The organism is Mycolicibacterium vinylchloridicum, assembly GCF_013404075.1.
Classification (GTDB): domain Bacteria; phylum Actinomycetota; class Actinomycetes; order Mycobacteriales; family Mycobacteriaceae; genus Mycobacterium; species Mycobacterium vinylchloridicum.
The window spans coordinates 1-12711 of sequence record NZ_JACBJQ010000044.1; the positions used below are offsets into that span (position 1 = coordinate 1).

A 12711-nucleotide genomic window follows, 5' to 3' on the forward strand; every position below is an offset into this window, starting at 1 on the left:
AAAGTTACGGCGGCCATAGCGGCAGGGAAACGCCCGGTCCCATCCCGAACCCGGAAGCTAAGCCTGCCAGCGCCGATGATACTACCCAACACGGGTGGAAAAGTAGGACACCGCCGAACACAATTTAAGTCCTGGGCCCCCCAATTTCGATTGGGGGGCCCAGGCATTTCTGTTTCAGAATGGTTTATAGAATGGCTCTCTAAAGTGAGCTGGCGCCTGAATAAACAAGCGCACCGCCGAGAATGCCGAAAACAATCAGGGTGAGGACGCGCTGTCGTCGCTGCATCCAATCACGGAATGCGTCGAGGAATCGGTCGATCCGATGTGTCCACACTGCATAGCCGATAATCGGCACCGCCGCGGTCGAGCCGCCGACGAGCGTGAAATACGTGACCGCTCCCGCGACTCCGGCTCCGCTCAGCGGGGACGAGCCGATGATGTAGCCGGCGGCAGCGCACGCCGCGACCACCTTGACGTTGATCACCGTCAGGGCAACCCCGGTCATAGCGGCGCTCAGCGGCGTGATCCGTTTGATGCGGCCGACCCAGCGGGGAGTAATCGTGCTCGATTGCGATCGGCGCCAATAGATCACGCCACCGACCAGGGCCAACACCCCGAGGCCGATGCGCAGCCAGCTGGTCCACGACGGTGCCGGTGCGTCGAGCCTCTGCACGAGCTGGGGCACCTGCAGGAATGCCACCGTGATCGCGGCTTTGCCCACCAGCCATCCGGCGATGAAGGCCAGGCCCACCGGCCGCGGCCGCTCGCTATGGACCACCAGTGCAACGGCAGGAATGACGGTGAACGGAGACAGTGCCACCACGGCGGCCAGGGCCGTCAGTTCTCCGAGTAACGGTAGCCATCCATGCCACATCACCGTCAATTTTGCATCGCGTCCGTGCGCCAGGATGGCCCGGGGCCGGATCGATCGACACTCAGTCGAACAGCGTGGCCGATTCCCGGAGCCGCTCCAAGGCCAGCAGCTGCTTCTTGCGGTCCAGCCCGCCGCCATATCCGGTCAATCCACCGGTCGAACCGATGACACGGTGGCACGGCACGATGATGCCGATCGGATTGCGTCCGTTGGCCATCCCCACCGCCCGCGAGGCGCTCGGTGATCCGATCTGCATGGCGATTTCTCCGTACGACCGCGTCTCGCCATACGGGATGGTGCGAAGTGCCGCCCATACCTTCCGCTGGAATTCGGTTCCACCGAGGTCAAGATCGAGGTCGAATTCAGTGAGGTCGCCGGCGAAATAGGCGGCCAATTGCTCGACGGCCTCGGCGAACACCTCGTCCCGGGCCGGCTGCCAATCGGATCGGTCCGGCTCGTGGGTTTGGTCCACCATCCGCAGATGCATCAACGTCGAACCGATGCCGGCCAGCGTCAGTGGCCCGACCGGGCTGTCGATGGTTCGGTACTGCAGTGTGGTCATCACTTCGTCTCCTTCGGTGGCCACTGGTTGACGGAATGGTCGAGAGTCGTCCAGAGATGCTGTACCGCATACGACCGCCAGGGTCGCCAGCGGGCACTGTGCGAAGTCAACGCCCGCACGTCGGCCGGCAGGCCCAGCCGTTCGGCCGCCAGCCGCACACCCAGATCGCCGGCGGGAAAGGCGTCGGGATCGCCGAGCCCCCGCATCGCCACGATCTCGGCCGTCCACGGCCCGATCCCGGGCAGTGCCAGTAGCTGCCGGCGCGCTTGCTCCCAGTCGCAGCCCGGGTTCACGGCCAGCTCGCCGGTGGCCAACGCGGTGATCAGCGTGGTCAGCGACCGCCTGCGGGCAGCAGGCATCGCCAGATGGGCCGGATCGATATCGGTCAGCTGCGCGATGCTGGGGAACGTGTGCGTCAGGCCGCCGTGCGGGTCGTTCACCGCGCTGCCATAAGCGCTGACCAGTCGGGCCGCGTGAGTGCGTGCCGCCTTGGTCGACACCTGCTGACCGAGCACGGCTCGCACCGTCAGCTCCTCCTCGTCGACCGTGCGCGGGATGCGCTGCCCGGGCGCCTTGGCGATAACCGCCCGCAGGTCGGCGTCGCCCCCCAGCACGTCGATGACAGCCTCGGGGTCGGCGTCGAGGTCCAGCAACCGCCGGCACCGGGCGATTGCCGTCGACAGATCGCGTACCTGCTCGAGCACCAGCGTGCATCGGACGTGGTCAGGCTGCGGTGTCAGGCTGACCACCCCATACCCCGACGGCAGGCGCAGGGTGCGGCGGAAGGTGCCGTCGCGCACCTCTTCGCAACCGGGTACCGCGCCGGCGGCCAGATGTCCGAACACTCCCTCGTAGGCGAACGGCGTCCGCACCGGCAACCGCAGCGACAGCGCCTGCCCGCCCGGTGCACTCCCGTGCCGATCCCGGTGGATTGTCTTGTGCCGCAGCTCTGTCGGCGTCATGTCGCAGGCCGCGCGAATGGTGTCGTTGAACTGCCGGATGCTGGCGAAGCCGGCCGCGAACGCGATGTCGCTGAACGGCATGTCGGTGGTCTCGATCAGCACGCGCGCCGTCTGCACCCGCTGGGCGCGAGCCAGCGCAAGCGGGCCGGCACCCACTTCGGCCTGCAGCATGCGCTCCAGCTGACGGGTGGTGTAGCCCACCCGCGCTGCCAATCCGGTGACCCCTTCACGGTCCACCGCGCCGTCGGCGATCAGCCGCATCGCCCGGGCAACGGCGTCACCGCGCACATTCCATTCGGGCGAGCCCGGCGACGCGTCGGGACGGCATCGCTTGCAGGCCCGGAATCCCGCCCGCTGGGCGGCCGCCGAGCTGGGGTAGAAACACACGTTGCGGGCCAGCGGTAAGCGCACCGGGCAGCTGGGCCGGCAATAGATACCGGTGGTCTTGACCGCCGTGACGAACCAACCGTCGAACCGGGCGTCCCGGGACTGCACCGCCCGGTAGCAGTGGTCGAAATCGTCATGCATGCTTCGACTTTTACACGCAGGCACCGACAGTACTAGCGGAAAACCGACATCGTGGTCAGTGCGCGCTATCCGGCCGCGGCCCGCACTGGCCGATCGCCCCATCCCGAGTTGCCCACCAGATCCAAGAACGTGAACGACGGGCCGCCGTTGATCACCTGATGCAGGTGGGCCGGAAACGAGAACGGCGGGGCCTTCATCGGGTTGGCCCGGGTGTCCTCGGCGATCGCGGAGGCGATCGCGTACCCCAGATCGTGGCGAGGCCACGCGGCGTGCACCCGTTCGGCGAAGTCGGGAGACAGCCGGTGCTTGTCGAACCCGTTGATATCCAACGCGATTCCGAGGTGCGAGACCGATTGGACCGGCCCGAATCGGTGTGCCAGGCCGACGCTGGTGTGCAGTGCGATCGCCTGCCACACGGTGTGCACGGAGTCGTCGGCGACACCGTGGTCACGCAGGAAGGCGGCCGCGGCATCGGCCCCGTCGACCTCGAAGCGCTGGTCACCACCGCCGAAGGCGGTGACGCCAAGGTCGTGCAGGATGCAGCTGAGGAAGACCAGTTCGTCGTCGTAGTCCAGGCCGGCGCGCACACCGTCGGCGGCCGCGAGTTCGCGTCCGAACAGATAGCTCCGGATGCAGTGGTTGGTGATGAAGACTTCAGATACGTCGGTCACGAGCTCCCACGCGGCTGAACAGATATCGGAGTCCGGTAGGCCCCAGCGGGCCGAATCGTTGACGGTCATGACACCACGGTGCCGAGCCTGGACCCGTCATACCAGTGGCCTGAAGGCCGCGTACCCCTCGGATCAGGACACCAGCCGGTCGCGGAAGGTGCTGCGGTAGGTCTGTGGCGCCACCCCGGTGAGGCGGCGGAACTGATCGCGGAAGTTGGCCGGCGAGCTGAACCCGACCAGACGGCCGATCCTTTCCACCCCCTCGGACGTGCTCTCGAGCATCTGCTGCGCATGGCGAACCCGCACTCCGGTCACCCACTGCATGGGCGTCTGCGAAGTCTCCGCCTGGAAACGGCGGTTGAGGGTGCGGATGCTCATCGCGCCGACGTCGGCGATATCGGCGAGGGTGAGCTCGGAGCTCGCGTTCTGTTCGATCCAGGCCAGCACGGCATCCAATGTGGTGTGAGCGGCAATGGTCTTGGCGGGCAATTGATTTCGAACGATGAATTGGGCTTGCCCGCCGCTGCGGTGCAGCGGCGCGACCGCAAGCCGGGCCGCGGTCGCGGCGACCGCGGAGCCGTGGTCGAGTTGCACCATGTGCAGGCACAGATCCAGACCCGCCGACGCCCCGGCGGATGTGAGGATCTGCCCGTCGTCGACGTAGAGGACGTCGGGATCGAGTTCGACCGCCGGGTAGCGGGCGCGGAACAGACCGGCGGCCACCCAGTGCGTCGTGGCCCGCCGCCCGTCGAGCAACCCCGCCTCCGCCAGCGTGAACGCACCGGAGCAGATCGAGGCGATGCGGGCGCCGCGCTCGCAGGCACCGCGCAGCGCGGCCAGTACGTCCTCGGGAACCTCAGAGGCGGCTTCGTTGCGGCCGGGAACGACGACGGTGTCGGCACCGGCCAATGCGTCGAGGCCGTGCTCGGTGCCGATCGACAGCGGTCCTGCCGGCACTATCGGCGTGGCGGCGCAGACCAGCACCCGGTAGCCGTTGGTGCCATCCGGCAAGGGCACTCGGCTGAACACCTCCACCGCCGTGGCCAGGTCGAAGGCGACCACGTCGGGCAGGGCGAGAACGGCCACCGTGTGCACGGAGCCAGGATAGGTGTCCAGATTGGGCGTTGTCGCCGGATTCTGGCCAGGTATCGCCGGGTTATTGCCTCATGCCGGAACCGCGAGCCGGATCGGCTGGTCGTGACCGCGCAGCGTCACGGTTTCACCCAGCACCCAGTGGGCGCGCTCCTGCTCGCTGGCGTTCTCGACCGTCGTGGCCGAGGCGACGACCCGGCTGTCCGCGGTCTTGGCCAGCTCCGACAGCCGTGCGGCCTCGTTGACCGGACCGCCGATCACGGTGTACTCGAATCGCTCGTTGGCGCCCACGTTGCCGGCCACCACCTGCCCGGCCGCCACCCCGATGCCGGCGGGGCACTCGGGTACCTCCCGCGCCAGTCGCTGCACGATCTTGCGGGCCGCGGCCAGGGCGTCGTCTTCGGGATTGTCGAGGGCGGCGGGGGCGCCGAACACCGCCAGCGTCGCATCGCCTTCGAACTTGTTGAGCAACCCGTGGTGGCGGTTGACCTCGTCGACGATCACGGCGAAGAACCGGTTGAGCAACTCCACCACCTCGATCGGCGGCAGGGTGCTGACCAGTTGCGTTGACCCGACGATATCGACGAAAAGCACTGCCACATGGCGCTCTTCGCCGCCCAGTGTGGGCCGTTGCAGTTCCGCGGCAGCGGCGACCTCGCGGCCGACGTGGCGGCCGAACAGATCGCGGACTCGCTCACGTTCGCGCAGCCCGGCCACCATGGAGTTGAAACCCCTTTGCAATTCCCCGAGTTCGGTGCCGTCGAAGACCACGAGATTGGCGCTCAGGTCGCCGTCCTCGACGCGTTTGAGGGCCGAGCGCACCACGCGCACCGGAGTTGCGATGAGCCAGGCCAGAATCCACATCAAGAGGAAGCCGGCGACCAGCGCTGCCACCGAGATGATGAGGATCGCGACTTCCAGCTGCGTCCTGGTGAGGTTCTGCAGCAGCAATGAAAGCAGTGCGGTCAGTCCGATTCCGATCATCGGAACCCCCGACACCAGCATCCACACCGTCATGGTGCGGCCCATGATCCCGGGCGCAAGCCGATGTGGCGGCGGCCCGGCCGCAAGCGCCTGGGCCGCCACCGGGCGCAGGGCGAACTCGGTGACCATGTAGGCGCCGGTGGACACCAGGACGCCGCAGAAGCCCACCCCGAGCGCGATCCGGGGGATGAAGTCGGCGTCGTACAGCCCGTAGAGGATAGTGAACGCCGCGGTGCCGACCGCCCACAGTGTCAGCTGAGCCAGGGCGACTCGCCACGGCGTGAAGAAGACGTTGCGCTGGTCGATCCGGGTCGGGGTGCGTCCCTCGATGGCCCAGCGGAGGTCATTGACCGTGCGGGTGGTGATCCACCAGCTGCCGAACGCCAGCGCGGAGGCGGCATAGGCGGGCGCCACCGCAAAGGTGAGCCACGCGGGCACGTCGTGGAACACGCTGGGCACGGGGAATGCCACCGTCACCAGCAGTGCGGCCACCAGGATTCCGATGACGTTCACGCCCAGTAGCGACACGGTGACCAGCGTCTGGATCCGGACCCGGCGGCGGCCCGGGCTTTCGTTGACCCGTCCCAGGATCAATGACCCGTAGGCCGGGGTGGCGACCAACCGGCCGCTCTGCCGAGTGACCCGCTCCAGAACCCGGCCCAACCGCTGCGCAATGCTGGGGTGGGAACTCATCGTGGCGTCAGCCTAATTCGTCTCAGGTGCCAGACCCTAAGCTTGTGCGGTGCGCCTCGTGATCGCTCAATGCACCGTCGACTACATCGGCCGCCTCACCGCCCATCTGCCGTCTGCTCGCCGGCTGCTGCTCATCAAGGCCGACGGCTCGGTCAGCGTGCACGCCGACGACCGGGCCTACAAGCCGCTGAACTGGATGAGCCCGCCCTGCTGGCTGACCGAAGATGCGCAGGACGGTTCTTTGCCCGTATGGGTGGTGGAGAACAAGACCGGTGAGCAGCTGCGCATCACCCTCGAAGCCATCGAACACGACTCCAGCCACGAGCTGGGGATCGATCCGGGCTTGGTGAAGGACGGTGTCGAGGCCCATCTGCAGGAGTTGTTGGCCGAGCACATCGAACTTCTGGGTGACGGCTACACGCTGGTTCGCCGGGAGTACATGACCGCGATCGGACCGGTGGACATCCTCTGCCGCGATGATGCGGGCCGCACGGTGGCGGTGGAGATCAAACGTCGCGGCGAGATTGACGGTGTCGAGCAGTTGACGCGCTACCTCGAACTGCTCAACCGGGACAGCCTGCTAGCACCGGTCAGCGGTGTTTTCGCTGCCCAGCAGATCAAGCCGCAAGCGCGCACACTGGCGACCGATCGCGGAATACGTTGCGTCACTCTGGATTATGACGTGATGCGCGGTATGGACAGCGACGAGTTCCGGCTCTTCTGATGCCGCGGCGCCGCCCGGAACGTCGGAAGGGGAGCGATCTAGGGCCGCTGCCCGGCCGGCGCCGAGTGGAGACGGGCGCCGACGGATTCGACTACGAGGTGCGGCCGATACCGGGCGCACGTGCCGTCAAGAACTATCGGTGCCCGGGATGTGATCACGAAATCCGCTCGGGCACAGCGCATGTGGTGGTGTGGCCGGTGGACCACGGCGAGGCGGGACTCGAGGATCGGCGGCACTGGCACTCTACTTGCTGGACCAATCGCGCGACGCGCGGTCCCACCCGAAAGTGGTCGTAGCGGACTAGTGCGAAGCGGCGGGCTCGACGAGCTCCACCAGAACGCCGCCGGCGTCCTTGGGGTGGATGAAGTTGATCCGCGAGTTCGCGGTTCCACGGCGCGGTGCCTCGTAGATCAGCCGGACACCCTGGCTGCGCAACTGCTCCGAGATGGCGTCCAGATCGCTGACCCGGTAGGCCATCTGCTGGATGCCCGGGCCGCGCTTGTCGATGAACTTGGCGATTGTGGACGTCTCGTCGAGCGGGGCCATCAGCTGGATCTGCGCGCAGTCGGGCGCGGCGTTCTTCAGCGACAGCATCGCCTCGCGAATACCCTGGTCTTCGTTGATCTCCTCGTGCACAAGGATCATGCCGAGGTGCTCGTGGTACCACTGGATGGCCGCGTCGAGATCCGGCACCGCGATGCCGACGTGGTCGACAGCGGTGACGAGTGAACCAGCGAGAACTGGACGGGCATCAACTTGCTCGGCAGTCATAACGCAAAGGTAACCTAACCACATCGGATACAACACTCGGGGATCCGGGAATAGCCGCATCGAGGCGGCACCAAACGCTCTGGAGGTAGGAATGACGACGTCGGTGATCGTTGCTGGAGCTCGCACTCCCATCGGCAAACTGATGGGTTCACTCAAGGATTTCTCAGGTAGCGACCTGGGCGCGATCGCCATCAAGGGTGCCCTTCAGAAGGCCAAGATCGAGGCGTCTCTGGTCGACTACGTGATCATGGGCCAGGTGCTCACCGCCGGTGCCGGTCAGATGCCGGCCCGCCAGGCCGCCGTTGCTGCCGGGATCGGCTGGGATGTGCCCGCCCTGAGCATCAACAAGATGTGTCTGTCCGGGATCGACTCGATCGCGCTTGCCGACCAGCTCATCCGCGCCGGCGAGTTCGACGTCGTCGTCGCCGGTGGCCAGGAGTCGATGACCAGGGCGCCGCACCTGCTGGTCAACAGCCGTGAGGGTTACAAGTACGGCGACGTCACGGTGGTCGACTCGATGGCCTACGACGGCCTGCATGACGTCTTCACCGACCAGCCGATGGGTGCGCTGACCGAACAGCGCAACGACGTCGACAAGTTCACCCGCCAAGAGCAGGACGAATTCGCCGCCCTCTCGCACCAGAAGGCCGCCGCCGCCTGGAAGGACGGGGTGTTCGCCGATGAGGTGGTGCCGGTGAGCATTCCACAGCGCAAGGGTGACCCGATCGAGTTTCTGGAGGATGAGGGCATCCGGGCCAACACCACCGCCGAGTCGTTGTCGGGGCTGCGGCCCGCGTTCCGCAAGGACGGCACCATCACCGCCGGGTCGGCGTCCCAGATTTCCGACGGCGGTTGCGCAGTCGTGGTGATGAGCAAGGCCAAGGCGCAGGAACTGGGCCTGACGTGGCTGTGCGAGATCGGCGCCCACGGTGTGGTTGCCGGCCCGGATTCGACGCTGCAGTCCCAGCCGGCCAACGCCATCAAGAAGGCGGTCGCGCGCGAGGGGATTGGGCTCGACGACCTAGATGTCATTGAGATCAACGAAGCGTTCTCCGCGGTTGCGCTGGCTTCGACCCGTGAGCTCGGCGTGGCCGCCGACCGGGTCAACCGCAATGGTGGCGCCATCGCCATGGGCCATCCGATCGGCATGTCCGGCGCGCGCATCACGCTGCACGCTGCACTGGAGCTCTCGCGGCGCGGCTCGGGCTATGCCGTCGCCGCATTGTGCGGCGCGGGCGGCCAGGGCGACGCTCTGATCCTGCGCGCCGGGTAACTCGCCGGGTAACCAGCACGGTCAACGACGCGACGTAGTAGCTGGCGTGCCGCTGCGGCACAATGGCGGCATGACGAGCGCGTTCGATATCCGCAGCACGGCCGGGCGGTTCCGGTTGGTGGCGCTGGCTGAAGCGGTGAGTTGGGTTGGCCTGCTGGTCGGGATGTACTTCAAGTACCTGGGCAGCCCGCGCACCGAGATCGGCGTCAAGGTCTTCGGCATGGCGCACGGACTGGTGTTCATCGCGTTTGTGATCACTGCTCTCTTGGCCGGGATCGCCTACAAGTGGGGTGTGGTGACGTGGTTGCTGGCGTTGCTGGGCAGCATCGTGCCGCTCGGAAGTGTGATCTTCCTCATATGGGCTGATCGGGCCGCCGAATTGGGTGGTGGGCGCCCTGCCGCGGCGTCTCCTCAACCGCGGGATTCTGCCGCGACGACGACGTGACAGACTTGGGTACGTGACACGTCCTCGCCCCTCCATCGGCCCCGCCATGGCCGGTGCTGTCGATCTGTCCGGCCTCAAGCAGCGGGCCCAGCAGCCCCCGCCCGGCGGTGGTGCCGCCCCCAGCGGTGGCATAGAGGTCACCGAGGCGAATTTCGAAGCCGAAGTCCTGGTCCGGTCGGGCCAGGTGCCCGTTGTCGTGGTGCTCTGGTCGCCCCGCAGTGACGCCTCGGTGCAGCTCGCCGAGGCCCTCGGCGTCCTGGCCGCCGACGACGCCGGGAAGTGGTCGTTGGCCACAGTCAACGTCGATGTGGTTCCGCGGGTGGCCCAGATGTTCGGCATCGAGGCGGTGCCCACGGTGGTGGCCCTGGCAGGCGGTCAGCCGCTGGCCAGTTTCCAAGGCCCGCAGCCGCCCGAGCAGCTGCGCCGCTGGGTCGACTCGCTGCTGTCGGCGACCGCCGGAAAGCTGTCCGGGTCAGCCGATTCCGGGGACGAGCCAGCCGCCGATCCCGCGCTCGCGCACGCTCGCGACCTTCTCGAGGCCGGCGATTTCGCGGCCGCCGCGGCGGCCTATCAGGCGATTCTCGACGCCGACCCCGGGCATGTCGAGGCCAAGGGCGCGCTGCGGCAGATGACCTTCCTCGAGCGCGCCACGTCCCACAGTCCCGACGTCGTCGCCGCGGCCGATGCAGCGCCCGACGATATCGACGCCGCCTTCGCCGCGGCCGACGTGCAGATCCTCAATCAGGACGTGATCCCCGCCTTCGACCGGCTGATCGCCCTGGTGCGCAAGACATCCGATGACGACCGCACCAAGGTGCGCACGCGGCTCATCGAGCTGTTCGAGCTGTTCGACCCCGCCGATCCCGATGTGATCACCGGCCGGCGCAACCTCGCCAACGCGCTGTACTGACGCCTAGGCGGGTTCGAGCCAGATCGCGGAGGTCGGCGGCAGTACCAGCGTCGCCGATGCCGACCGACCGTGCCAGGGCTCGTCGGTGGCCTCGACGGCGCCGAAGTTCCCGGCCCCGGCACCGTTGTAGATGGTCGCGTCGCTGTTGAGTACCTCGCGCCAGGTTCCGCTGTGTGGCAGGCCCAGGCGGTAACGGGTGTGCTCGGATCCGGAGAAGTTGAACACACACGCCATGACCGAACCGTCGCTGCCGTAGCGCAGGAAGCTCAGCACGTTGTTGGCCGAGTCGTTGGCGTCGATCCAGGAGTAGCCCTCGGGCTTGCTGTCCTGGCTCCACAACGCCGGGCGGTTGCGGTACAGCTCGTTGATATCGGCGACGAATCGCATGATCCCGTTCGAATAGCTGTTCTCGTCGAGCTGATACCAGTCGACGCCGCGTTCCTCCGACCATTCGGCGCGCTGGCCGAACTCCTGGCCCATGAACAGCAGCTGCTTGCCGGGATGCGCCCACTGATAGGCCAGTAGGCTGCGCAGCCCGGCGGCCTTGACATGGTCGTTGCCCGGCATACGGCCCCACAGCGTGCCTTTGCCGTGCACCACCTCGTCGTGACTGATCGGCAAGACGAAGTTCTCGCTGAACGCGTACAGCAATGAGAACGTCAGCTCGCCGTGGTGATAGGTGCGATAGATCGGGTCGCGGCTGATGTAGTCCAGGGTGTCATGCATCCAACCCATGTTCCACTTCATGGAAAAGCCAAGTCCGCCAAGGTTGGTCGGCCGGGTCACGCCGGGCCAGGAGGTCGATTCCTCGGCAATCGTGACGATGCCCGGTGCCATCTTGTGGACGGTCGCGTTCATCTCCTGCAGGAACTGCACCGCCTCGAGGTTCTCGCGGCCGCCGTAGATGTTGGGCGTCCAGCCGCCCTCCGGGCGTGAGTAATCGAGATAGAGCATGGATGCGACCGCATCCACGCGCAGGCCGTCGACATGGAAATCCTGCAACCAGTACAGGGCATTGGCCACCAGGAAATTACGCACTTCGGCACGGCCGAAGTCGAAAACGTAGGTGCCCCAGTCGAGTTGCTCACCGCGGCGCGGGTCGGAGTGCTCGTAGAGCGGTGTGCCGTCGAAACGGCCCAGCGCCCAGGCGTCCTTCGGGAAGTGGGCGGGCACCCAGTCGACGATCACGCCGATCCCGGCCCGGTGCAGAGTGTCCACCAGCAGCCGGAACTCATCAGGCGTGCCGAACCTGGACGTCGGCGCGTAATACGACGTCACCTGGTAACCCCAGGATCCGCCGAACGGGTGTTCGGCCACCGGTAGCAGTTCGACGTGGGTGAACCCCTGGGCCAGAACGTATTCGGTGAGTTGTTCGGCCAAGTCACGGTAGCTCAGGCCGGGCCGCCACGAACCGAGGTGAACCTCGTAGGTGCTCATCGGTTCGAACACCGGGTTCTTCGCCGCCCGCTGCGTCATCCAGCCGGCGTCATCCCAGGTGTACTCCGAGGTGAACACGCGCGATGCGGTGTGCGGCGGAACCTCTGTCGCAAAGGCGAACGGATCGGCGCGGTCGGTGACCGATCCGTCGACTCCGTGGACGCGGAACTTGTACAGCTCGTCGGTCGGGAAGCCGGGCCAGAACAACTCCCACACCCCGCTGGATCCGAGGACCCGCATCGGCGCGTCGTTGCCGTCCCAATGGTTGAACTCACCGATCAGGTTGATGCCCTTGGCGTTCGGAGCCCAAACCGCAAACGACACGCCTTCGACCACTCCGTCGGCGGTGGTGAACGATCTCAGGTGCGCGCCCAGAATCTCCCAGAGCCGCTCGTGGCGTCCCTCGCCGAACAGATACAGGTCCATCTCGCCCAGCGTCGGCAGGAACCGGTAGCCGTCGGCGACGGTGATGGTGTGTCCGCCCGGGTAGGTGATCTCGAACCGGTAGTCGACCAGGTCGGTGAACGGCAGGGCCACCGCGAACACGCCGGAGTCGATGTGTGCCAACGGATAGCGCTCGCCGCCGACCAGGGCCACCACCTGCTCCGCATGCGGCTTGAGCGCACGGATGACGGTGTGGTCGCCGTACTCGTGGGCACCCAGGATGCTGTGCGGGCTGTGGTGCACTCCGGCGACCAGCCTGGCCAGCTCGCCGGGATCCGGTGCCAGGTGTGGGCTGGCGAGTTTGTCAGTTCTCGTCATTGCCGAGGCTCCTTTTCAGTTCG

At 66.7% G+C, this 12711-nt stretch carries 13 protein-coding genes and 1 rRNA gene; 6 read left to right on the forward strand and 8 right to left on the reverse strand.

What is annotated here, in order from left to right:
- Positions 1 to 5 precede the first annotated feature (5 nt).
- Positions 6 to 119: ribosomal RNA gene (gene rrf, locus HPC46_RS26260) — 5S ribosomal RNA — on the forward strand.
- 80 nt (positions 120 to 199) lie between these two features.
- Here rrf and HPC46_RS26265 read toward each other — a convergent pair.
- From HPC46_RS26265 to HPC46_RS26290, 6 genes are all read right to left on the reverse strand, one after another.
- Complete coding sequence (locus HPC46_RS26265) at positions 200 to 874, reverse strand: GAP family protein (RefSeq protein WP_179475126.1); 675 nt, start codon at positions 872 to 874, stop codon at positions 200 to 202.
- Positions 875 to 935: 61 nt separating this feature from the next.
- The gene (locus tag HPC46_RS26270; RefSeq protein WP_179475127.1) at positions 936 to 1436 is read right to left on the reverse strand and encodes a methylated-DNA--[protein]-cysteine S-methyltransferase; all 501 of its coding nucleotides are present in this window, start codon (positions 1434 to 1436) and stop codon (positions 936 to 938) included.
- Positions 1436 to 2926, reverse strand: a complete 1491-nt coding sequence (locus HPC46_RS26275; RefSeq protein WP_179475128.1) for a DNA-3-methyladenine glycosylase 2 family protein — start codon at positions 2924 to 2926, stop codon at positions 1436 to 1438. The genes HPC46_RS26270 and HPC46_RS26275 overlap by 1 nt, the downstream gene beginning before the upstream one ends.
- Before the next feature lie 65 nt (positions 2927 to 2991).
- Positions 2992 to 3666 (reverse strand): HD domain-containing protein, encoded by a 675-nt coding sequence (locus tag HPC46_RS26280; RefSeq protein WP_179475129.1) that lies wholly within the window; start codon positions 3664 to 3666, stop codon positions 2992 to 2994.
- A 63-nt stretch (positions 3667 to 3729) separates the two neighbouring features.
- Entirely contained in the window at positions 3730 to 4692 is a 963-nt protein-coding gene (locus HPC46_RS26285; RefSeq protein WP_179475130.1) for a GlxA family transcriptional regulator, read from the reverse strand.
- A 69-nt stretch (positions 4693 to 4761) separates the two neighbouring features.
- Complete coding sequence (locus tag HPC46_RS26290; RefSeq protein WP_179475131.1) at positions 4762 to 6366, reverse strand: adenylate/guanylate cyclase domain-containing protein; 1605 nt, start codon at positions 6364 to 6366, stop codon at positions 4762 to 4764.
- Positions 6367 to 6415: 49 nt separating this feature from the next.
- Here HPC46_RS26290 and nucS point away from each other — a divergent pair, with 49 nt between their 5' ends.
- Together nucS and HPC46_RS26300 are read left to right on the forward strand one after the other, a co-directional pair.
- Positions 6416 to 7090, forward strand: coding sequence for an endonuclease NucS (gene nucS, locus HPC46_RS26295; RefSeq protein WP_179475132.1), 675 nt, complete (start codon positions 6416 to 6418; stop codon positions 7088 to 7090).
- Positions 7090 to 7386: an Rv1322 family protein gene (locus tag HPC46_RS26300; RefSeq protein ID WP_179475133.1), complete on the forward strand. Its 297-nt coding sequence runs from the start codon at positions 7090 to 7092 to the stop codon at positions 7384 to 7386. The genes nucS and HPC46_RS26300 overlap by 1 nt, the downstream gene beginning before the upstream one ends.
- Positions 7387 to 7390: 4 nt before the next feature.
- On the opposite strand, the gene mce is transcribed toward HPC46_RS26300, so the two are convergent.
- A complete protein-coding gene (mce, locus tag HPC46_RS26305; protein ID WP_179475134.1) occupies positions 7391 to 7861 on the reverse strand; it encodes a methylmalonyl-CoA epimerase in 471 nt (156 codons plus the stop codon).
- Positions 7862 to 7952: 91 nt separating this feature from the next.
- Between mce and HPC46_RS26310 the strand changes: the two genes are divergently transcribed.
- From HPC46_RS26310 to HPC46_RS26320, 3 genes are all read left to right on the forward strand, one after another.
- Positions 7953 to 9134 (forward strand): acetyl-CoA C-acetyltransferase, encoded by a 1182-nt coding sequence (locus HPC46_RS26310; RefSeq protein WP_179475135.1) that lies wholly within the window; start codon positions 7953 to 7955, stop codon positions 9132 to 9134.
- A gap of 70 nt (positions 9135 to 9204) precedes the next feature.
- Positions 9205 to 9579: a DUF3817 domain-containing protein gene (locus HPC46_RS26315; protein WP_179475136.1), complete on the forward strand. Its 375-nt coding sequence runs from the start codon at positions 9205 to 9207 to the stop codon at positions 9577 to 9579.
- A 13-nt stretch (positions 9580 to 9592) separates the two neighbouring features.
- Complete coding sequence (locus HPC46_RS26320; protein WP_179475137.1) at positions 9593 to 10489, forward strand: tetratricopeptide repeat protein; 897 nt, start codon at positions 9593 to 9595, stop codon at positions 10487 to 10489.
- A 3-nt stretch (positions 10490 to 10492) separates the two neighbouring features.
- On the opposite strand, the gene glgB is transcribed toward HPC46_RS26320, so the two are convergent.
- Complete coding sequence (gene glgB / locus HPC46_RS26325) at positions 10493 to 12688, reverse strand: 1,4-alpha-glucan branching protein GlgB (protein ID WP_179475138.1); 2196 nt, start codon at positions 12686 to 12688, stop codon at positions 10493 to 10495.
- Positions 12689 to 12711: the final 23 nt, after the last annotated feature.